Consider the following 21,043-nt stretch of genomic DNA (forward strand, 5'->3'; position numbering starts at 1 on the left):
TACAAAGGGTACAGATTAGATGAAAGTTACTCTTTATTTTCGCCATAAATTTAAAAGTTCTATTAATAAAGTTTGTTACCCACCTCTAAATTTCACGAAGTTTTTTTCTCTACCAAAAACAGCACATTTCATCCCGTAAACTGAAACATATCATCATAAAATCCTTCTCCATTTCTACACCATTCCTTACTACTTCAAATATCGTGTACATAAATTATACATAAAAAATGAAATAACAAAAAAGCAAACCTTCTTATCATTTAAGAGGATTAAGCTTTCAAAGATGCCTCTTTTGTGTAGAAAGGATATAATAAATTGACAGAAGTAGATACTAAAATGAACTATATTATAAAAAAACGATAAAAGGAGATCCAATGGAAAAGAAAAAAGAAATACAAGAAACCGGATGGAACTTTGACAATAGTTATGCTCGTCTCCCAGAATCATTTTTCACAAAAACTTCTCCAACGCCCGTTCGTTCACCAAAGTTAATCATTCTTAACAATTCTTTAGCAACATCTTTAGGATTAAACGTAGAACTACTTCAAAGCGAAGAAAGTGTGGCAATATTTGCTGGGAATAAAGTACCTGAAGGCGCATCACCTCTTGCTCAGGCATACGCTGGGCATCAATTCGGACATTTCAACATGCTAGGGGACGGACGTGCTCTGCTAATTAGTGAACAGATTACACCTTCAGGTAAACGATTTGATGTTCAACTAAAGGGTCCTGGTAGAACACCATACTCCCGCCGCGGAGATGGACGCGCTGCCCTTGGACCGATGCTCCGTGAATATATTATCAGTGAAGCAATGTATGCACTCGGTATTCCTACTACTCGTAGTCTCGCTGTGGTAACAACAGGTGAGTCAATCTTGCGCGAAACTGCTTTACCAGGTGCAGTCTTGACACGTGTAGCCAGCAGTCATATACGCGTCGGAACATTTCAATATGCAGCAGCAAACGGTTCAGTTGAGGATTTAAAAGCTTTAGCTGATTATACGATTCAACGTCATTTTCCAACTATTCAATCAGATGAAAAGCCATATTTAGCGCTCCTTCAAGAAGTGATGAAGCAACAAGCAAGCTTAATTGCAAAATGGCAACTCGTTGGCTTTATACACGGAGTGATGAACACTGATAATATGGCTATTAGCGGAGAAACAATTGATTACGGTCCGTGTGCTTTTATGGATACCTATAATCCAGCAACTGTATTCAGTTCTATTGACACGCAAGGACGATATGCCTATGGCAACCAGCCTTATATTGGCGTTTGGAATCTTGCCCGTTTTGCGGAATCATTATTACCACTGCTATATGAAGACGAAGAACAAGCTGTCCAATTAGCCCAAGATGAGCTTTCAAATTTCGGTGCATTGTATGAAGAGCATTGGCTTACTGGAATGAGGGCAAAACTAGGTATATGTAATGAAGAAGCAGAAGATAAAGCGCTTATTGATGGGCTCCTTAAATTGATGGAGAAATACCAAGCTGATTATACGAACACCTTCCTTGCTCTAACTTTTGATACTGATAAAGATACCGATTTGTTTACAAGCCAAGAATTTACGGCTTGGAATGAAAAATGGAAAGAAAGATTAAGCAGACAGCAGGAATCAAACTCTGCTTCACAACAGTTGATGCGAGATAATAATCCTGCAGTCATCCCGCGAAATCACCGCGTGGAAGAGGCACTAGAAGCCGCGGTAAAACAAGGGGATTACAACGTGATGAATCGACTGCTTGCGGTTCTTTCAAACCCTTACGCCCATTCACCTGAACAATGTGAATATGCTACATTACCTGCCGCCTCATCCCGTCCTTATCGAACGTTTTGTGGTACGTGAGTGGTTAGAAGTTTGCTCTCCCTTCAATTGAAGAGAGAGCATTTCTTTTCCTTAATTCAATTTATTCTTTATCCTGAAAAAGCTAAGAAATACATAAATAGCAACAAAATATATAGATTCCAAACGTCTAGAATTGTAGACAATAGACGCCCTACTTAAATAAGATTAATGGTAAAATTGAGAAGCACGAAAGACTTGATAAAGAATATAAAAGAGTTGGTTACAATTAAAAGAGTCTTACTATGAAGGAAGGAAGTGCAAAACTATGGATTTCGAAACAGTTATGCAGGAGCTTGAAGCCCTCGGTAAGGAACGAACGAAGAAAATATACATATCAAATGGTGCGCACGATCCGCTTTTTGGCGTAGCTACAGGTGCTATGAAACCAATCGCCAAGAAAATAAAAATAAATCAACGTTTAGCTGAAGAGCTTTATTCCACAGGTAACTACGATGCAATGTACTTTGCAGGTATTATTGCAGATCCAAAAGCTATGAGTGAGTCGGATTTTGATCGTTGGATGGATGAAGCGTATTTTTATATGCTGTCTGATTATGTAGTGGCAGTAACTTTATCAGAATCAGATTTCGCACAAGACATTGCTGATAAGTGGATTGCAAGCGGTGACGAGCTGAGAATGTCAGCGGGCTGGAGTTGCTATTGCTGGCTTTTAGGGAATCGCCAAGACAATGAATTTTCCGAAAGCAAGATTTCCAGTATGCTTGAAATTGTGAAAAATACGATTCATGATTCGCCGGAACGAACAAAATCAGCTATGAATACTTTTCTATACACCGTAGGGATTTCATATTTGCCGCTACACGAAAAAGCAGTCGAGACCGCAAAGGAAGTAGGTATAGTAGAAGTAAAACGGGACAAGAAAAAAAGCAGTTTCCTAAATGCTTCCGAAAGTATTCATAAAGAAATTGATAGAGGAAGGCTTGGTTTTAAACGTAAACATGTAAGGTGTTAAAATCAGCTTTGTATCTGAGTGTTGATCCACGAAGGATTGACACTCTTTTTGTTGAATAAAACTTAGATTTTCAAACGACTTTATTGTTATATTTTTTAGTGTAGCAAAGTATATTACATCAAAAATTAAACAACTACATTTTTAACCCCGTCCTAAATGTAGAACGGGGTTATGCCTGTTTGAGCTGTTAAAATTAAAAAACTTTATTGTCATTTTATATTATCTTTTAAGGGCGGTACTCCTTCTATACATCATAAGACGCCTTTCAGTATTTGAACTGAAAAACGTTTAAAATAGGTACGCACTCACCTTTCTACACTTGTTTGAATAGTTTTTCTCTGCAAAATATCCGCTGGTTTTTTCGACCAAAACGTAGCAAGGATAGGCCCTGCAATATTATGCCATACTGCTGCCAAAACACTTGGCAAAGCTGCTAGTGGCCCAAAATGTGCAGTGGCTAGCGCTACACCTAATCCAGAGTTCTGCATCCCCACTTCAATCGAAATCGCCCGTCTCGTTCCCTCATCAAGCCCGAGTACCAATGCTGTCAAATAACCAAGTAAAAATCCAAAGGCATTATGGAGCATCACTGCTGCAAAAATAACGAATCCAGAAGAAGCAACGCTACTTACATTCGCTGAAATAACCGCTGAAACGATAATAATAATTGCTAACACTGAAATAAGAGGTACAACTGTAATTCCTTTATTCACTACCGCTGGAAAGAGCTTTCTCACTGCTATCCCTAAAATAATTGGGACAATGATCACTTGTACGATAGAAAGAAACATCGACATCGGATCAACTGGCATCCATTGCCCCGCTAGTAGTAATAAAATAAAAGGTGTGGCAATCGGTGCAAGCAATGTTGATAACGATGTCATCGCAATAGATAAAGGTAAATTTCCTTTCGCAAGATACACCATTACGTTTGACGCAGTTCCACCGGGCACTGATCCTAGTAACACTAATCCCGCAGCCAGTTCAGCGGGTAAATTCAGCAAATATGCAAGTCCATATGCAACAAGCGGCATAATAATAAACTGAGCACATACTCCAATCAGTACTGGTAAAGGCTTCGTCACAACCATTTTAAAATCAACTGCTTTTAGCGTCAGCCCCATTCCAAACATAACAATCCCTAGTAAAATCGTAATATATCCATTAAACCAAAGAAACGGTGACGGAAATAGAAATGCAATGATTGCGATACAAATAACCCAAATGGCAAAATATTCCCCTGCTACGTTACTAATTGCTTCCAACGTTTTCATCGAACCATCCCTTATTCTTTGATTTTAAAAATCTTATTCGGATTCAAAATATTTTTCGGATCAAGAGTTTGTTTTATATTCTTCATCACAAGAAGCGCTGCACCGTGCTCTTTTTCTTGATATTTCCGTTTACCAACCCCTACCCCGTGTTCACCTGTACATGTACCGCCGTACTCCAAAGCATACATCACAATTTTTTCATTGACCGCTTCTGTTTTCTGTACTTCCTCTATATCATTTGGATTCACCATTAATAGAACGTGAAAATTTCCATCTCCAACATGTCCTAATATTCCCCCAGCAATCCCCATGTCATCTAACGTCTCTTTTGCATACTGAATTGCATTTGCTAACTCTGAAATAGGGACACAAATATCCATACTCATCAGTTTCTTCCCTGGATTACTGTGAACATAAGCATATGCTAAATTGTGTCTTGCTTCCCACAGTTTATTTCTTGCTGCCGTTTCTGTTTCAAATGAAATACCGTTACATTTATGATCCTTCACAATTTCTGTTGTGAAATCAACATCTTGTTTTAACCCTGCTTCATTACCATGAAACTCTAAAAACAACGTCGGCTCTTCTCTATAGTTTGTTTCACTATATGTATTAACCTGTTTCATAGATAATTCGTCAACAAGCTCAATTCTCGCGATTGGAATGCCCGCTTGCAAAATATCAATCACAGCTTCTACTGCATCATTCACTGTCGGAAAAGATGCTCTTGCTGCCATCGTATGCTCGGGTATTCCATACACTCTTAAAGTTAACTCTGTAAAGCAACCAAGTGTTCCTTCTGATCCAACGAAAACTCCATTTAAATGATAACCAGATGATGACTTCGCAGCTAACGTCCCCGTATGTATAATCGTTCCATCTGCCAGTACAACTTCTAAATCCCGAACTTGATCACGCATCACGCCATACTTTACTGAAGTCGTCCCACTCGCATTTGTAGCAGCCATCCCGCCTAATGTAGCATCCGCTCCTGGATCTACACTGAAAAATAAACCATACTTTTTTAATTCTTTATTCAGCTGCATACGAGTTACACCAGGTTGAACTTTAACGAGAAAGTCCTTTTCCCTTACCTCTAACACTTGATTCATAAGTGAAAAATCGATTGTAATCCCGTTTTCATATGGAATAACATGCCCTTCCAAACTTGACCCTACACCAAATGGTACAATCGGTATTTCATACTTGTTCGCCAGTTTCATTATTTCACTAACCTCTTTTGTCGTTGTTGGAAATACAACAACATCTGGTAGACTGCTAGTATGATAAGATTCATCCCTACCGTGTAACTCCCTCACTGTTTCATTTATCACCACTTGTGCTTCAGGCAGTATCTCTTTCAAAGCAATGACTACATTCGCTGTTTCAGTTCTCATTTCACTCTCTCCCATCCTTTTATTACAGTTTTAACATACAATTTAAAATCCTTTTATAACGATTCATCTGATGAACTATTTCATACATAATAATCTGAAAATTATTTTAATTCAAGTGTTTACAGAAAATCCAATGAAAAATTCTCCTTACAAGTAGAATTTTTCCACTTTCATCATTAACATAAATCAATAAAAATGAAACAAGGTCGCCATATTTCATTTAGCGACCTTGTTTCATTATTTTACCTCTACTGTATAATTTCCAGACCCACCACTATACTTATATACATGTAAATAATATTTTCCTGGATACGTATAATAACTACCTACTAGTTTATTTCCTTCTGGCTGCGCATAGGTAATATAATTATTTAAATCAGCTGCAGAGTATAATACCCAGTTCACCCCAATATTATTCTCCTTTGTTACACTGATTTGTAGATTTTTTGCAGTCTCAACGTTAATTTCAAAGAAATCATTGTTATCAGCATCACTCAAACTAGCGCGTAATAGTTGATTAAGCGTAATTTTATTTGCGGTTTTAAATGAATTATTCGGTTCTGTTTCTACACTTCCGGTATCTTTCTTTTGAACTGTTACACTTGTTGTTACAGAAGTAGACACACCTTTATCATCTGTTACAGTTAATTTCGCTGTATATGTTCCCTCTTTTGTATAAACATGAGATGGATTTTTTTCACCACTTGTTTGACCATCTCCAAATTCCCATTTATAAGAAAGAATTTGTCCATCTTCATCTTTAGAACCATCACTCTTGAAAGAAATGGATTCATTTACATTTCCAGTATACGGACCATTTACAACTGCAATTGGCGCTTTATTCTCTGTATTCCCCTCGGTATTGATACCATGGAATACAACATCATATTCCATTTGACCAGATGCATTTACTCGATAGTTAACGAAATAAGCTGTTAATGTTTTATAGCCTGTCCACTCTTTTGCTGATAAACGTTTCAATGAATCATTCACCGTTTTCGTTATCGTTTTCCAGTCCTCATATTCTCCTTTCGCAGCATCTCCCGTATATGTTCCTTGCAATGTAAATGTGTTAAAGAATTGTGATTTATGTTTTGTCACTTTCACATCTTTTAGTCTTGCTTCCGCCGTAATATCCGATGCGATGTCTGAAACAGGCTTCGGAGCGTGATTTGCTAAATAGTCATCTGACACTAACGGAACATTATATTTCTCACGATTATCAATAAGCATTTGCATATAATCTTGATATTCTTTATTCAATCCTTGATCCTTACTTAATGCTGAACGATATGCATCATATCCTTGCACATCATTTTTTCGAATTAAATCGTGAATTTTATCAAACATGTCATATCTCTTGTTATACATATAAGATTGTAATGCGAAGGAATAATTATAAAAATCCCACGTTCCGTATTTTGCATTCAACGTTTTTTCTGCTGTGTAACGATCTGCTGGATTAGAAGATAGCCCTCCTATAATACTCTTTCTCGGAACAACATTATCTGTTCTCGTTGCCCCTGCAAAAAACTCTGCATTTCCTTCTTCAAACCAAGATAAGCGTTCGTTTTCATAAAACTTCCCTTGTCCCCAAAGACCTGGCACTTCATATCTTCCTTGTAAATAATGTGTAAATTCATGACGGAATAATTCTTCTAAACTATATATGCTCTCCTCAGGTGTACGTTCATAAGTAAAGAAAGTCCCCGTCCCTTCAATATAAATGCCACCATTGTTCGTTTCATACCCATATAGTTGACGATTAAATTGATATTCTTCCGGGCTATTATATATAACCATTGTTAGTACATCATCTGGATTTCCCTGTTCAAGTGACTTATCACTTTCAACCGTACGATGGAACTGTGCCTTTACTTCTTTCGCTGCCCAATATAAACGTTTTACTTTTTCTTCTGTTACTTTGTCTCCTGCTTTTAAGACAATTGCACCATCATCAAATGTATACGTTTTTGGTAAATATTTTTTCTTTCCATCTTCACGAATTTGATCTAAATCTATTACTTTTCCATTCGCATCCTTTCCACCATAATTCGTAGTAATTTGTTCTGCCGCGACAAAGTATTGTTCACTTAAATATGGATATACTTTCAGTGCTTCCGTTACAACTTGCAGCCCTTTTGTAGGCGTGCTATGGAACATTCCAAGTCTACCTGTATAATACAACCCATTGTTAATAAGCCAGCCATTTTGATCTGTAACTGTACCAATTAGTGCAAAACGACTTAACTCATTAATATAGCTATCTATCTTTCTATACCACATCGTATCTTTCGGCCCTTTTTCCGTATCATATAAATACGATTGTATATCATAATCTATGCCTTGCATTAAGTCGTATACAGCACTCCCTGCTGAACGACTGCCAACATACGTAGAAAGGTTATCGTTAAACTGTTTAAAAATCGGTGCAGCAAGTGAAATTATTTCCGCATCACTAGAGGCATTCCCGATTAACTTCCCATATAAAGACACTACTTTATTTTGCTCAGATGTACCTAGCTTAAAATTGGGATTTTTCGCAATTGCCTTTAAAGCTGGTAAACATTTATCACGATAACTACGCTCATATAGTTTACTTAATTCATTATGATAAAATCCTAAATAGAATCCTGAACGCAATACTTCTACTAATGTTTCTATTCCTTTTGAGTCATCTTTTGTATACGTTTGTCCTTGCTGTGCTAATTTATCAATAATCGCCTGCATTCGACTATCATTTTGATAAAAGGCTAGGCTATCATTATTAAATTGAAAAAGCCCTGAAATTTGCTCCCAATTAATTGTCACAAGCAAATCTACTAAATTTTGATTACTTAATTGATTTAACTCAGCTATTGTATATTTTTTTGCTGGTACTGCTTGTTTCGCTTCTTTCATAGCCTCTGGTGGACGCTGAGATAAATCTGCTAATTGTAACCTTTTCTCAAAAGACTTATTTTCTAATACGTTTGATGAATGTGCTAGTTCCTGTAACGGTACTCGCTCACCACTCGGTTCCATTCGTAATACATTTCGATAAGAGTGAGTGTTCTCTTTCTTATCATCTTTCGCTAGTACCTCTCCTTGGAAACTACCTAACATGAAAGCAATTAAACTTACTCCAGTTAACAATTTTTTTGAATAACCCCTCATATTTCTCCCCTACTTTACAATTTTTTATCACTACCATAGTTATTGTACTTATATTTACATTTATTAACTATTGAGAAAGGAAAAGGTAAAACCTATAAATATATCTTCTATACATTATTTATACAGGTAAAACTAATGCTTTGTAGTTTTAAAAAACTGAATTTTCCAATAACTAAAGTTACAGACGACGATTCGATACTAATATACAATTAATGAGCAAAAATGATAAAACTGTATATTATTCATTACATAAAAGTACAAAAAACAATTCGCACTTAGTTTAAGCACTATATTGTTTGATACGACAGAGCGAATAGCGTTATGTCCTCAAAAAATAAAAAGAGTCCATCTGTATCGGACTCTTTTTATTCTATATGAAAAAGCATATCCTACTTTAAAATGTCAAAATCTCTGTTTCCAATTATCTCTATTACACATGCAAGCCTTTTTCTTTGAAATAACTTAACATTTTCCGGTAATTTTCTCCGTACTTCTCTTGAAACTCTTTTCCGAAATCTTCTTCGATATGCTGCATCATCATATCGTGGTAAAAAGCATTTTTTATTACCTCAATTACTGATGGGTGATTCGTCTCTAATGCCGATGGCTTCATCTCTCCCTCGAAACTACCAATTAAAGCTAAACTAGAATCACAGAGAATCGAAAATTTCCTTTCTTCCGCAGGCCACTCTTCACCTCTATAATGTTGAAATACATGTTTCAGAGATGTTTTACATGCTCCCATTGTAATTAAGATAACACTAACCCCTTTCTTTTCTGCTACAAGTAACGCTTCCTCTATATGATGCAAATCTTCTGACCAAACATCTACAACTATAGATGTTTCTGCATTTACAATTATGCGACGTACAGCTTTATCTAACGCGTTACCTCCTTGCCAATTGTAAAAAGCAGGGGTAGGTTTAGGCGGAGTTTTTAATTGATTTATAAGATCCTTCGAAGTTTTTTCAAACTCAACTTGAAAAAGGCGGATTAATTGTTCAATTGGAACAGCATTATAAAGCGCCGTTTCTCCTTCTATACTTCGACAAGCCCCTTTGTCTGTTAGTGACCATAATGCAGCATATACATTTGTTCTTGAAACAGATACTCGTTTTGCAACTTCATATCCGGACAAATTTGATTCTTCATGTAATGTCAAATAGCACCTTGCTTCTAAATCAGACAAACCTATCTTTTTCAGTAAATCAATCATGCGAATCCTCCTTACTAAACAGCTAAATTAATATTCTTTAAGTAGTATTTATCAATACTCCTAATCGGATATTATATTTAGTTTAAATGAAAACCAACAAAATTTCATCTACTTACCTTCATTACTCTATATGGTAAAATATCGAAATCGAGTTTCACATGTCTACTTACAGTATTACGTACATGTTCATTAAAGCAATGAACAATATTTGGTCAACTCAATCTATAAGTCTCTAAATCTATAAACGTCATAATCCGCAAGTACTTTATTCCTCTAATATCCAAATTATGTTAAGATTATTTTAATATTTCAAAAATCGTATAAAGGGGTTTAATTAAAATGAATGTCTACTTAGTAGAGCCTACAGTTGACTTACAAGAAGAATACCTTGAATTCTATCAAGAATGGAAAAATAGTGGTGAAACAATGATTCCTTGGGTTATCGAGAAAGATCCCTCCAATTTCCGTAATATGGTTCAAGAACTACTTGATGCAGCAGAAGGAAAAAATCTGCCTAAAGGTTGGGTACCTGATTCTACTTATTGGCTTGTCACAGACTGTAAAAAAATTGTTGGCGCTGTAAATATTCGTCATCAGTTAACAGAACATCTATTCAACGCTGGCGGACATATTGGTTATGGCATCCGCCCTTCCGCAAGACAAAAAGGATTTGCTACAAAATTGTTAGCTTTATCATTGGAAAAAATAAAAGAATTAGATGTTACAAAAGTGCTTGTCGTTTGCGACGAATGGAATGTTGCTTCTGAAAAAACAATTTTACATAACAGAGGTCTTCGTGACAGTGACTTTATTGAAGAGAATGGAAATGTTGTAAGAAGGTATTGGATTGATCTATGATCGCCCAGTACTTAGGGAAAAAGGAGGGATTCACATGTCTACATTAACAACTCAATTAGAAACTATCATTCATACAGCATCTCAAAAAATGATACTCATTTCTGATATGGACATAAAGCTTACACCAACAAAATGGTCCAAAAAAGAAATATTAGGGCACCTTTGCGATTCTGGAACAATTAACCATAAACGTTTTGTTGATATCCTTACTTCAAAGAAATCTATTACACTCACTGGTTACGCTCAAGATTCGTGGGTATATGCACATAATTATCAACAATCCTTTTCATCAAATGAAGTTCTAAAATTATGGGAAGCTATTAACATACAAATTATAAAATTACTAAGAAATGTAAAAAATGAACAGTGGCAACTTACATGCAAATTAGAAGACCAACAAGAAGTAACTTTAGAGTGGCTTGTTACAGATTATATTGATCATATGAATCATCATCTTAATCAGATATTTACAACTCGAAAAAAATAAAGTTCATTTCATCCTTATCCTACTTGAATTACATATCAAAAATAAGGAGAAAAGCTCCCTTCCGCTCTCCTCCTTATTTTTATTACCTTACCTCTACTTCAAACTATACCGTAATTCTAATTGGATCCACCACTGTAAACCCATTCACTTTCTCTGTTAATTCATGATTTTACTCCTTTCTACAAATACACTTCTAAACAAAGAAACCCTCCTTAATAAATAGGAAAATTAGAATATTCATTTCCCCCTACCTTCTTTGTTTTCGCCGAATTTTGAGGTGGGAGTATTACTGCCCGTTAATGCGGGATAAATTGATAGAAATTGATTTTAATTGGTAAATAAACGCAAAATTCTATACATAACTTGACGAAGCGAACATTTGTTTGTATTATGGAATTAATTCAAAATAGAAAGGGGAACTGTAATGAAAAGCTGGACAGAAGAAATTATCATTCATACACCCATTGAGCACCTATTTTCTTATTTAGATGGTTCATTAGCTCAAATGCAAAAACTGATGCCTCAGGTAATAGAAAATACACCTCTCAAAGAAACAGACGCAATCGTTGGAAATGTTTACCGCCAAAAATATAAAGAAGGCGAAGACATTCAGGAATATGATGTAGAAACACTTGATTATATCAATACACCAATTTATAAAAGTCTAAAGTTCGGTTTTACTCTTGCTAATATGTTTAATATTACTGCTACATACGAATTGAGACAAATAGATGAAATGCAAACATTATTTAAATATACCGCTACAAACCAGCCATTAACTGAGCAAGCTGAATTATATATGAAATCTGCTACAAATCAAGTTGTAGTTGACTTCGTTAATCGTTTTAAAACGATTGCTGAGTCTGAATATAACAAATAGACAGTTACTTAAGTAACATAATAAAACATGAAAGGAGCGTTACAAATGAAACAACAAATTACGCCATACTTAACATTCAACGGCAATGCGCGAGAAGTACTTGAATACTATACATCAGTATTTGAAGGAGAAATTCAAGGAATCCAAACTTTCGGTGAGGCTGAATTCCCCACGCCACCAGAAATGGATAATCGCATTATGCACGCTCGATTCAAGAAAGATGGTTTATTTTTCATGGTATCCGATGCATTTTTAGGTCAATCCGTTGAAATCGGAAATCACATTTCACTAGCTCTTGAATTAGATAGTGAAGATGAAATTCAAAAAATTTACGATGCATTAATCGAAAAAGGAACTGTACTTATGGAATTACAAGATACATTCTGGGAAGCAAAATTTGCGAAAGTGAAAGATTGCTTCGGTATTATTTGGGATTTAAATTATACAAAAGCTTAAATTTTCCTTCATGAAAAAAGGTGCTTTCTATACATAAGCACCTTTTCTCTATATTATTTTTCTTCTTTATCCTTCCTTCTATTGGCATCTTTTAACGTTTTACTCAATCCTAAAATCAAAATAATGAATATGATTCCGGCAATTGCTACCGTTTCTAAAATGAATTGCACAACTTTACCCCCCTCAAATATTTGATAACCCAGCTCTCCTTCCTTGTTATTCACTCTAGTTGATCAATATACAAAAAGCCCTTCCTTCTAGAAAAATACTAGAAAGAACGGCGAATTGAAACAATCAAATTTTTACAAACTAGAATACGACTCTTATCTTGTTGCACGTACTTCAGCAACAAGCTTTCCACCTTCTATGCTCATATAAAGCTTCACTGGTACATCATTTGTATTTTCAAATACTAAATCTAAATATGGATATGCAATTGTAGCATCTCGGCCTTTCGGAACATATCCTACTGTTTTAGAGTGTGTTGTTCTTTCTACCATTTTTAAACCAGCTTGATCGGCTGCATTATAAAGCGTAGAAGATGTTTGACATACTCCGCCACCATAACCATCTACTAATTTCCCATCAACAATTTCTTTCCCTAACTGATATCCTTTATCCGGTGTTGTATCTCCAATTAATGCGTTAAAAGAGAAACGGTCTCCTTTTGCTAATACTACACCATTAATGCTATTCGCAGACAAACGAATATTTTCAATTCTACCACCTGTAGAACCACCTAAGTTTGTTTCATATCTCCCTAGAACAGCCCCATTTCCACTTGCATCTGCTGGTGTCGCTGCAGGTTTTTTCTCAACAATCGGCAATTGATATGAAGTATCCCACATACCTACGTTCATCAATTTATTAACTAGCTCTTGTTCCATTAACTCATAAGAAGGTTTACCTTCTTGCCACGTACCATCGCTTGCCATACGAGAAGGAACCATCTTTTGATCGATACTTTTCCCTACTTCCCTAGCAACCTTTGTTACTTCTTTTTTAAACGTATTTTCATCTTCAAAATAACCTAAACTTGCTAGATTTACATTTTTTACTTCTTGCCCACTTCTAGGGTCCACTAAGCTTACACTTTCACTAACGCCAGTCTTCGCTTCTACTGTATGCTCTCCTATGCCGCTTACTAAGGAAACTTCACTTACCTTTGTACCACATCCACTCACTACGCCTACGCACAGCGCCCCTATTACTACACTTTGTACTTTACGTAACAATACACTCGCTCCTTTTTCCTACTATTACTCTTTGGTTCTAAATTATGTATGTATGATTACTAAACTTTGCAATATGACTACAAAATATTACAATATGATTTCCGCTATATTAAAATTACTCTTTTCTTCAAGAAATGTCCACATATATTTACTTAAAAAATCTATGTTTGTTAAGATTGTAATCTCTATCCTTATTTAACCAGTATATACCAAAATATTAACCAAAACAATTTTAATACATTAATATTTTAGAATATTTATACAAAGTTATATTTTATCCCGCGCTAACGGCCCGATTGGCGAGGGCTAATAATCAGTGGGGATGAGAAAAACTCCCACTGATCAAAGTTTCACTTTATAAAAACTCTCTTACATACGTTTGATGAAATCCCCTATTCAAAATAGGTATTTGCCGTGCCCCCCATCCGCTTTTACACATACATTATGATGAATTCAACCAAATTGAAAGAACGGAGGATGTTTATGTACCCCTACAATCCATATGTCCCCTACGCTCCTTATCAGTATCAAGATCACTATAACGGACAAACGCAATACCAACCATATATAGAACAAACTGAACAAACTGAACAAATTGATCCATATGATCCAAACAGACAATTTCAAATTCCAATTTCATTCCCTGGCGGTGGTGGACGTCAACTAGAAAGACGGGTAACCGAGCTAGAACAACGAGTAAACCAGTTAAACCGGCAAGTAAATCAACTTCAAAACACCGTAGAACGTCATACACGTAGACTCAACCGATTAAACCAGCGTTTACGCACTGTAGAAAATCGACTTAACATACCATTTTCAGCAATTGAGGATGGATTCTAATTTACAAAACAAAGAATTATATAAGGGAGGGGCTTCCCCTTCCTATATTCCGTATTAATAAATAGTAACTATTATTCATTTTACTTTATTAAATTGACGAAAGTTTTCTCCATCTCTATACTGATAAGAGTCAATGAAATGAAACAAGGTGATAAATATGGATTTTGAAATAAATTTCCTCTCTTTCTACGTTGTACAAGTAGAAGGAAAAGGTGAACAAGCAGATAAACGATATAAACATTTCCAAACGTTAGATGCTGAAGAATATGAAGACAGCTCTTTAAAAGAATTCTTAGATGGGGAATTACTAAAAATATCTAAGCGAAAAGTAGAACGTCACGCAAAGACCGAACAAGCCCCAACAAAGATTGGACGTTTTATTGTAGAAACTGGACATGAATTAGATTCAAACCCTCACTATAATTTATTCAACCGCATTCGCTTTGCGGAAACAAAAGAGAATTTCAAAGATATGAGTGAACCTCTCGTTTATACATATATCGATACGAGTGCCGTACGAGGTGGTGTATTTTTAATCGCCCAAGCAAAGCTACGTAAATACTTTGACGATCCATTCGTTTTCGTTATGAAGTGTGACTTCGAGCCAAAAGTTGCTTCCATATCTGACGAAGCAACACTCATTCGCAACGTTGAAATGGCCATTACAACAAAAAACATGAAATCTATCCAATACCCATACATGCCAGAGGAAGGTATTGTAGAAGTAGCAGAACTAAAAATCCACCAAGCATCACATGCCCGCTACTTTGAGGATTTCTTAAAATTTGTTGAATACGAGCGTTCTATGCCCGAAATTATGAAAACACAAGTTATGGACATGGTATATGACCAAATTGAAGACGTATTTGAAGAAGGTACAGAAGAGCGGGAACAATTTGACCAAGCAATGGAAGTATGGGCTGCGAGTCCAAAACGTGAAATTATGGAACAATTTTCAACAGAAGAAGTAATGGAAGCAACTGCTCAAATCGTCGAGCATGCTCCTGAGATTGAATTAAAGCTAAAGGCAGATCATATTTCTGTGAAGGCACTGCTTGCTGATTTTGGAGACCAAATTCATATTGCGAAGGTGAATGACAGATATGTACTCATGATTGAGGCAGATTCCCTGACATTTGAGAAGGGATTCTCTCCGATTGAGTTTCTAAAACCAGATGAGCTGCAGGATGTGATTGAGAGGATTGAGAAAAAAGCTTCAAGTCCACATGAGTATTAAATAAATCACTACATTGTTACAGTTCTATTCATACAAAAACCATTATGCTCTCGCATTCAATTTAATAATGTTTACAGACGTCTATTTCCTAGTTTTTATTGAGCGCTAATCCATAGCGCTCTTTTTCATTTCCACTCACATCCCCCCGCCTTAGAATGGACCGACGTGGTTCAATCGTAAATAAAAACGAAGCAACGCACCAAAGACAAAAGAGAGGAAAACGACCAGAACATAGCGTCTCTTTTCAATCCTCACAACATGCAAAAATTTTCTGTTTGTGAATATGATTGTAGGAAAAAGAATAACACTTATTATGAAAGTAATAACCATTCCCATAATGATCCCCACCCACTCTTCCCCTACCATATCTGAACAACCATTAAAGAGACAATTAATTGAATAAACAGTTATTAATAACCATAAAAGGACATACGTAAAAAGAAAACCAAAAATAAAATTTAGAAAAGCACTTGTTGCTAAACACAACCTTTTCATCTCTTCACCTCAAAAACCATGTACTTTCGCACATTAACTTTTGGAAAATCCGTGTACTTATAACCATCGTTCTTTCAATTAAACAAGCCTGACTAAAAAATATTTTTCACATCCATTTACACGAGCATTTTAAATTTTTAATTACACATCATTTATTTCGTTATTCATTTCTTCTAACACTCGCAACTGCTGCTCACCTTTCTTTACAGCGACAGTAAAATAATTTTGTAAAAGCATGATTGTATCCTCATGAATATAATATCGTTCTTCTATATTTCCCCACGTCTTACTGTTTTGAAAATCAGCCCAATGAAAAGGAATGTGTTCTTTTTTCTTTAATTCTTTAAATACCCATCTTTTCATTTTCTTTTTTGCTTTTTCAGTTAATACACCATTCTTAGTAAGTACAAGTTCTTCATTTCTTTTATATCTCTTATAAATATCCTTTTCCTTACATACTTTAAGAAAGATATTTAACGTATTCTTCGCATCTGCATAAGCACGATGTTGCTTCCCTTCCCATTCTAAAGCGAATTGTTCCACCGCAAATTTCAAACTCGGTGTATCGATAAATAATTCTTCATAAGCTTGAAATACAAATTTTTGTAAATCAAATTTCCTTTCATTTTCTATACTAGGACATTCTATATGATGTAACTGACAATCTTGTGCGAGAAATTTATAATCTTCCTTCCCCCATGTTACAAACATACAGTTATCTTCGGTAAATTGAAGGAATTGCTCTATTACCTTTGGGAACATTTCTACCTCTTTTAAGTCTTGCTTTGTAATTCCTGTTAATTTTGTTGTATGGCGCGTTAGAGGCGCAGTTGGTTTAACAAGTGAAGCAAACCGCCCTATCATACGCATTGTACTTGCTTCCACTTTGATTGCCCCAATATCAACTACTTCCGATGGATCTTGCGATTTATAAGGCCGAAAATTCCTTTCTACATCAAATACAATATAATATTTAGGTTCATTCAAGTCACATACCTCTTCCTTATTTGATGATATTTATATCCAGCTAGTCCCACTTATAAATACCTAGCTATTTTCTTGAATATTATGATACAAATTAAAATAAAACTTCTATTAATCGTGGATTCTTTATCTCCCGCCTAATTCCTTTTCTTCCCCTAAATTATTTCCAATGGCTAGCAGGATAAACATACATGCGAAAGAATACAATGAATTCATTCCAACAAAAAAAGGAGAAGGGCAAGCCCTTCTCCTTTTCATTCAATTACTTCTTAACTACGTTAGTAGCTTGTGGTCCACGGTTACCTTGTTCTACTTCGAAAGTAACTTCTTGACCTTCTTCTAAAGTTTTGAAGCCGTCACCTTGGATAGCTGAGAAATGAACGAATACGTCTTCTCCGCCTTCAACTTCGATGAAACCGAAACCTTTTTCTGAGTTAAACCATTTTACTTTACCGTTTTGCATGAAAAAATCCTCCTACAATGTACCTATATGTACATATTCATTTTCGACCACTTTACAACAATAATAAAGACATTAAAAAACTGCAACCGCAGAGGAGATTTAACATTGCTATCCTCCTCTGAAGTTACAGCTCATTTAAATCTCTATATTATTAAAAGTAAAATGGTTTATAATCACTATATCATATCAATATAATAAAAGTAAAGCTGAATTTTATTTTTTACACATTTTTTATCCCTGCATCACTTTTAATTCTCCTGATCCAGCCACAACATAGCCTTCCTTCTGATTAACAATGCGCCATCCATGACCTTTAATAGATCCACATACCGTTACAGTGCCTTCATCTAGGAACACACGACATACTGTACTAATTCCAGCTTTATTTTGTGTAGATGTTGCATATAATACTTGTTGATCAACACTCAAATCTAAATAGCTACTTGCTTTTTGTTCACTTTGACATGTATGCCAACTTATTCTTTTCTTTTTGATAATCTCATCTATACTACAAAAAGATATATTCCCACTTATTCCTCTGCAAGATCCACTTGCTGCTACTAGGTAGGAGTTATGTAATGTCAACGCAGAAATCATTTGGTTCGTTGCTATTTTAATTCTTTTTAACTCACGCTTTTGCAAGTCAAAAAGCCAAACACCACCATGCTTCGCATGAATTTTTGTACCAAGAAATAAATAGTGTTTGTATAAAAATAGCGAACGAATAGACGGTGCACCACTACCATAACAAAGAAATGGATGAATCGTTTCCCAAGTGGAACCGAAGTTATTAGAAAGATATAACGTTTTATCCCCATGTGCAATAACTGCTCCACTCTTATTACTACATACATTCCAACTTGTTGCCTTTGTTGGAAAGCGTTGAATCGTCCAGTTGTCACCACAATCCATACTACGAATAAAAATCCCTTCGTCGCCTACACCATAAACTACATTGCCGCTACTCTGTAAATCCCGAATCCTTTTTTGAAATCCGCTTAAAATCCGTTCCCATTTCCCATCTTGTTCAATGAATAATCCATCATATGTAGTAGCTAACATGAGTTTCCCATCTTCTAATTTCGTTACGGCAGTTGCACTTAACATTGTTTCCACGATGACACTCCCATTCCTAGAACTTTTCAGCAAAAGCGATTGCAAAGTTACTGCATTTCTCGATATCTTCTTCCTCTTCTGGAGCTAACTCAATTTTTAATCCCTCTTGTACAAGCTCTGCACCGCATTCTACAAGACGTTCTTCAAAAATAGTTACTGCTTCACAAAACTGTTCATAGGCTGTATCACCAGATCCAAATACAGCAACTTTTTTCCCAGCTAAATCTATACTTTCTAAATCATCATGAAAATCTTCTGCTTCAAATGGTAGCTCCCCGTCTCCCCACGTATAAGATCCTAAAATGATACCATCATACGCTAATAATTCTTCTGGATCCATTCCTTCCATTTCCTTTAATTCCACTTCATGATTAAATGCATCCAAACTGACTTTAATTAAATCTGCAATACTCTCTGTATTTCCTGACATACTTGCATAAGCTATTAAAATTTTCGCCATGTCGACACCCCCTTTTTTTGCAATTGATTATCATTCTCATTATATTAATAATGAGAATCAATTGCAAATGTATTTTTCTCTTTTCTACAAATAATTGAAACTTTAATGAGTGGGAGTTTCCTTTATCCTCCGCTAATTATTTATACAATCCGAAAACCATCTATTTATTTGTACAAAAAAACACGAATGACCATTCTCGTCATTCGTGTTTTTCATTCTTATTTCTTAAAAATACCAAATGGTTTTCCTACTGGTAATACAACTTTTCCAAAGTGTGTATTTAATACAGCCGCTGCTGAACCATAGAAGGATAGTAGTGAAATACATAATTCAGAATACGCCGCTAAGTTATGCATAGCATGTGGCATAACACCTAAAGTACTAAATGAAAGACCAATAAATAAGAAATCAATAAGTACAAAAATCATAAATAATACTTTATGTGTTTCCATTGCGCCAATTGTCATAAAAATGGTAAAGATTAAATATCCAATAAAGGCTACACCAAGCTGCTTTGAATCTGCAGATTGGGCTAATTTTTCACCAAATACTCCAAGTTGAATTAACCAAGACGTTCCAACACCTAACCAAAACAGGCCATATGCACCAAATGCAGTTGTACCGAACGTATTGTTATGCTTCGCATCGTGAATACATGCAAAGATTTGCGCAAATCCTCCTAAAAAGATTGCCCATGGTAATACAAGTGAAACGCCATCCGTTAATCCTAATTTTTGCGATGACGCTACAAGTGTTACCATCGCTAATCCAAATAGACCAATTCCAGATGGATCCGCTGTTGTCATTTTCACATGATGTGTAGTTTGATTCTCCATAAAAACCTCCTGATTTTAAGCACATACTTGACTACAATACTGAAATCAGAAGGCCGTGTCAATAGTTTTTATTGTATGTCGTCAGACTTCACATTTTTGTAACAATGGACAATTTTTTCTGCTATTTCATATGGCTTGATATTTAGATGGAATAGCTCTTGTATAGGAATCCAAACCGGAATATATTGTCCTCTATCACCATTTGTAAATTCTTCAGCTTTTCCTGTACCAAAAATACCACCAACGATACGTGCTTCATAAAAATATTGCGTACCGTTATACTCATACTTCGTAACCAGTCTTTGAATCTCAATATGCACACCTAGTTCTTCATAAGCTTCACGTACGGTTGCCGCTTCTGGTGTTTCATCTTCTTCAATTCCTCCACCTGGAAATACAAAGTATACTTCATTGTTCCGAATACGTTTTATAAGAGCGACTTTATCATCCTCTCTAATAATAGCCACGCCACGATTTCGACTCATGCTATAACTTCAACCCCAATTGCAACCGTTCCCCACTTTTGCTCTTGTTCTTTTGTATATATTTCATATGTACTTGCTAGCATCTCTTGCAAACTCCAATTGGCACAGTCTAGCAGCTCTTTTTCAATATCCTCATACATCTGTTGAAAGGTTTGATAATACTTTAATTCCGTCACCTTTACACAAAGTATTTCTTTTGTTACTAAATTAGTAAATTCAATCTCATCATCTTTTTGTATGTTCCGACGCTTCTCATCGCGTAAGCGCACTTCGTATACTTTTTTTCCAGATCGAATAGATTGAAATGGTTCATTATATAGGCCCATTTTATGTTTCAATTTCATC

The 21,043-nt window shown here is 35.6% G+C and carries 20 protein-coding genes; 8 read left to right on the forward strand and 12 right to left on the reverse strand.

The window, feature by feature from the left end:
• Nucleotides 1-374: 374 nt before the first annotated feature.
• Complete coding sequence (locus CN373_RS09475) at nucleotides 375-1,850, forward strand: protein adenylyltransferase SelO (protein ID WP_000412264.1); 1,476 nt, start codon at nucleotides 375-377, stop codon at nucleotides 1,848-1,850.
• A gap of 265 nt (nucleotides 1,851-2,115) precedes the next feature.
• Nucleotides 2,116-2,823 carry a DNA alkylation repair protein gene (locus CN373_RS09480; protein WP_098359171.1) on the forward strand — a complete coding sequence of 236 codons (708 nt, stop codon included), beginning with the start codon at nucleotides 2,116-2,118 and terminating at the stop codon, nucleotides 2,821-2,823.
• Between the two features lie 305 nt (nucleotides 2,824-3,128).
• Here the strand turns inward: CN373_RS09480 and CN373_RS09485 are convergent, their stop codons facing one another.
• The 4 genes from CN373_RS09485 to CN373_RS09500 form a co-directional block, all read right to left on the reverse strand.
• Nucleotides 3,129-4,097: a bile acid:sodium symporter family protein gene (locus CN373_RS09485; RefSeq protein WP_098359172.1), complete on the reverse strand. Its 969-nt coding sequence runs from the start codon at nucleotides 4,095-4,097 to the stop codon at nucleotides 3,129-3,131.
• 11 nt (nucleotides 4,098-4,108) lie between these two features.
• Nucleotides 4,109-5,494: an FAD-binding oxidoreductase gene (locus CN373_RS09490; RefSeq protein WP_001258602.1), complete on the reverse strand. Its 1,386-nt coding sequence runs from the start codon at nucleotides 5,492-5,494 to the stop codon at nucleotides 4,109-4,111.
• A 237-nt stretch (nucleotides 5,495-5,731) separates the two neighbouring features.
• Nucleotides 5,732-8,650 carry a collagenase ColA gene (colA, locus tag CN373_RS09495; protein ID WP_001215142.1) on the reverse strand — a complete coding sequence of 973 codons (2,919 nt, stop codon included), beginning with the start codon at nucleotides 8,648-8,650 and terminating at the stop codon, nucleotides 5,732-5,734.
• A gap of 430 nt (nucleotides 8,651-9,080) precedes the next feature.
• Nucleotides 9,081-9,866 carry a TrmB family transcriptional regulator gene (locus CN373_RS09500; protein ID WP_000566265.1) on the reverse strand — a complete coding sequence of 262 codons (786 nt, stop codon included), beginning with the start codon at nucleotides 9,864-9,866 and terminating at the stop codon, nucleotides 9,081-9,083.
• A 339-nt stretch (nucleotides 9,867-10,205) separates the two neighbouring features.
• Here CN373_RS09500 and CN373_RS09505 point away from each other — a divergent pair, with 339 nt between their 5' ends.
• The 4 genes from CN373_RS09505 to CN373_RS09520 all read left to right on the forward strand — a co-directional run bounded on the left by CN373_RS09505 (nucleotide 10,206) and on the right by CN373_RS09520 (nucleotide 12,547).
• Nucleotides 10,206-10,724, forward strand: a complete 519-nt coding sequence (locus CN373_RS09505; RefSeq protein ID WP_001103755.1) for a GNAT family N-acetyltransferase — start codon at nucleotides 10,206-10,208, stop codon at nucleotides 10,722-10,724.
• Between the two features lie 34 nt (nucleotides 10,725-10,758).
• Entirely contained in the window at nucleotides 10,759-11,211 is a 453-nt protein-coding gene (locus CN373_RS09510) for a DinB family protein (protein ID WP_000105965.1), read from the forward strand.
• Nucleotides 11,212-11,635: 424 nt separating this feature from the next.
• On the forward strand, nucleotides 11,636-12,091 hold the full coding sequence (locus tag CN373_RS09515; protein WP_098359173.1) for a hypothetical protein: 456 nt from the start codon (nucleotides 11,636-11,638) through the stop codon (nucleotides 12,089-12,091).
• A gap of 45 nt (nucleotides 12,092-12,136) precedes the next feature.
• The gene (locus tag CN373_RS09520; protein WP_098359174.1) at nucleotides 12,137-12,547 is read left to right on the forward strand and encodes a VOC family protein; all 411 of its coding nucleotides are present in this window, start codon (nucleotides 12,137-12,139) and stop codon (nucleotides 12,545-12,547) included.
• Between the two features lie 323 nt (nucleotides 12,548-12,870).
• Here CN373_RS09520 and CN373_RS09525 read toward each other — a convergent pair whose 3' ends face one another.
• The gene (locus CN373_RS09525) at nucleotides 12,871-13,782 is read right to left on the reverse strand and encodes a VanW family protein (protein ID WP_000944898.1); all 912 of its coding nucleotides are present in this window, start codon (nucleotides 13,780-13,782) and stop codon (nucleotides 12,871-12,873) included.
• A gap of 444 nt (nucleotides 13,783-14,226) precedes the next feature.
• On the opposite strand from CN373_RS09525, the gene CN373_RS09530 reads away from it, so the two are divergent.
• Both CN373_RS09530 and CN373_RS09535 read left to right on the forward strand, forming a co-directional pair.
• Nucleotides 14,227-14,622 carry a hypothetical protein gene (locus CN373_RS09530; RefSeq protein ID WP_176540918.1) on the forward strand — a complete coding sequence of 132 codons (396 nt, stop codon included), beginning with the start codon at nucleotides 14,227-14,229 and terminating at the stop codon, nucleotides 14,620-14,622.
• A 157-nt stretch (nucleotides 14,623-14,779) separates the two neighbouring features.
• Nucleotides 14,780-15,859 (forward strand): DUF3900 domain-containing protein, encoded by a 1,080-nt coding sequence (locus tag CN373_RS09535; RefSeq protein WP_000345025.1) that lies wholly within the window; start codon nucleotides 14,780-14,782, stop codon nucleotides 15,857-15,859.
• Nucleotides 15,860-16,495: 636 nt separating this feature from the next.
• Here CN373_RS09535 and CN373_RS09545 read toward each other — a convergent pair.
• From CN373_RS09545 to CN373_RS09575, 7 genes are all read right to left on the reverse strand, one after another.
• Nucleotides 16,496-17,341: an exonuclease gene (locus tag CN373_RS09545; RefSeq protein WP_001005146.1), complete on the reverse strand. Its 846-nt coding sequence runs from the start codon at nucleotides 17,339-17,341 to the stop codon at nucleotides 16,496-16,498.
• A gap of 259 nt (nucleotides 17,342-17,600) precedes the next feature.
• Nucleotides 17,601-17,801 (reverse strand): cold shock-like protein CspB, encoded by a 201-nt coding sequence (gene cspB, locus CN373_RS09550; protein WP_001179149.1) that lies wholly within the window; start codon nucleotides 17,799-17,801, stop codon nucleotides 17,601-17,603.
• Between the two features lie 231 nt (nucleotides 17,802-18,032).
• Nucleotides 18,033-18,917: a WD40/YVTN/BNR-like repeat-containing protein gene (locus CN373_RS09555; protein WP_000449524.1), complete on the reverse strand. Its 885-nt coding sequence runs from the start codon at nucleotides 18,915-18,917 to the stop codon at nucleotides 18,033-18,035.
• A gap of 16 nt (nucleotides 18,918-18,933) precedes the next feature.
• Nucleotides 18,934-19,377, reverse strand: a complete 444-nt coding sequence (locus CN373_RS09560; RefSeq protein ID WP_001062771.1) for a flavodoxin — start codon at nucleotides 19,375-19,377, stop codon at nucleotides 18,934-18,936.
• Between the two features lie 218 nt (nucleotides 19,378-19,595).
• Entirely contained in the window at nucleotides 19,596-20,213 is a 618-nt protein-coding gene (locus CN373_RS09565) for an acetate uptake transporter (protein ID WP_000431480.1), read from the reverse strand.
• Nucleotides 20,214-20,281: 68 nt separating this feature from the next.
• Nucleotides 20,282-20,698: an NUDIX hydrolase gene (locus CN373_RS09570; protein ID WP_000089351.1), complete on the reverse strand. Its 417-nt coding sequence runs from the start codon at nucleotides 20,696-20,698 to the stop codon at nucleotides 20,282-20,284.
• Nucleotides 20,695-21,036 carry an ASCH domain-containing protein gene (locus CN373_RS09575; protein WP_000681086.1) on the reverse strand — a complete coding sequence of 114 codons (342 nt, stop codon included), beginning with the start codon at nucleotides 21,034-21,036 and terminating at the stop codon, nucleotides 20,695-20,697. The genes CN373_RS09570 and CN373_RS09575 overlap by 4 nt, the downstream gene beginning before the upstream one ends.
• Nucleotides 21,037-21,043: the final 7 nt, after the last annotated feature.

This window comes from Bacillus cereus (genome assembly GCF_002561295.1).
In the GTDB taxonomy this organism is placed as follows: domain Bacteria; phylum Bacillota; class Bacilli; order Bacillales; family Bacillaceae_G; genus Bacillus_A; species Bacillus_A cereus_S.

Excerpts from the sequence above, each read along its gene's own strand:
- CN373_RS09570 (WP_000089351.1), bottom strand. The coding sequence starts at position 20,698 with ATGAGTCGAAATCGTGGCGTGGCTATTATTAGAGAGGATGATAAAGTC.
- CN373_RS09485 (WP_098359172.1), bottom strand. The coding sequence starts at position 4,097 with ATGAAAACGTTGGAAGCAATTAGTAACGTAGCAGGGGAATATTTTGCC.
- CN373_RS09565 (WP_000431480.1), bottom strand. The coding sequence starts at position 20,213 with ATGGAGAATCAAACTACACATCATGTGAAAATGACAACAGCGGATCCA.
- cspB (WP_001179149.1), bottom strand. The coding sequence starts at position 17,801 with ATGCAAAACGGTAAAGTAAAATGGTTTAACTCAGAAAAAGGTTTCGGT.
- CN373_RS09475 (WP_000412264.1), top strand. The coding sequence starts at position 375 with ATGGAAAAGAAAAAAGAAATACAAGAAACCGGATGGAACTTTGACAAT.
- CN373_RS09480 (WP_098359171.1), top strand. The coding sequence starts at position 2,116 with ATGGATTTCGAAACAGTTATGCAGGAGCTTGAAGCCCTCGGTAAGGAA.
- CN373_RS09515 (WP_098359173.1), top strand. The coding sequence starts at position 11,636 with ATGAAAAGCTGGACAGAAGAAATTATCATTCATACACCCATTGAGCAC.
- CN373_RS09500 (WP_000566265.1), bottom strand. The coding sequence starts at position 9,866 with ATGATTGATTTACTGAAAAAGATAGGTTTGTCTGATTTAGAAGCAAGG.
- CN373_RS09560 (WP_001062771.1), bottom strand. The coding sequence starts at position 19,377 with ATGGCGAAAATTTTAATAGCTTATGCAAGTATGTCAGGAAATACAGAG.
- CN373_RS09505 (WP_001103755.1), top strand. The coding sequence starts at position 10,206 with ATGAATGTCTACTTAGTAGAGCCTACAGTTGACTTACAAGAAGAATAC.
- CN373_RS09490 (WP_001258602.1), bottom strand. The coding sequence starts at position 5,494 with ATGAGAACTGAAACAGCGAATGTAGTCATTGCTTTGAAAGAGATACTG.
- CN373_RS09520 (WP_098359174.1), top strand. The coding sequence starts at position 12,137 with ATGAAACAACAAATTACGCCATACTTAACATTCAACGGCAATGCGCGA.
- CN373_RS09510 (WP_000105965.1), top strand. The coding sequence starts at position 10,759 with ATGTCTACATTAACAACTCAATTAGAAACTATCATTCATACAGCATCT.
- CN373_RS09535 (WP_000345025.1), top strand. The coding sequence starts at position 14,780 with ATGGATTTTGAAATAAATTTCCTCTCTTTCTACGTTGTACAAGTAGAA.
- colA (WP_001215142.1), bottom strand. The coding sequence starts at position 8,650 with ATGAGGGGTTATTCAAAAAAATTGTTAACTGGAGTAAGTTTAATTGCT.
- CN373_RS09530 (WP_176540918.1), top strand. The coding sequence starts at position 14,227 with ATGATGAATTCAACCAAATTGAAAGAACGGAGGATGTTTATGTACCCC.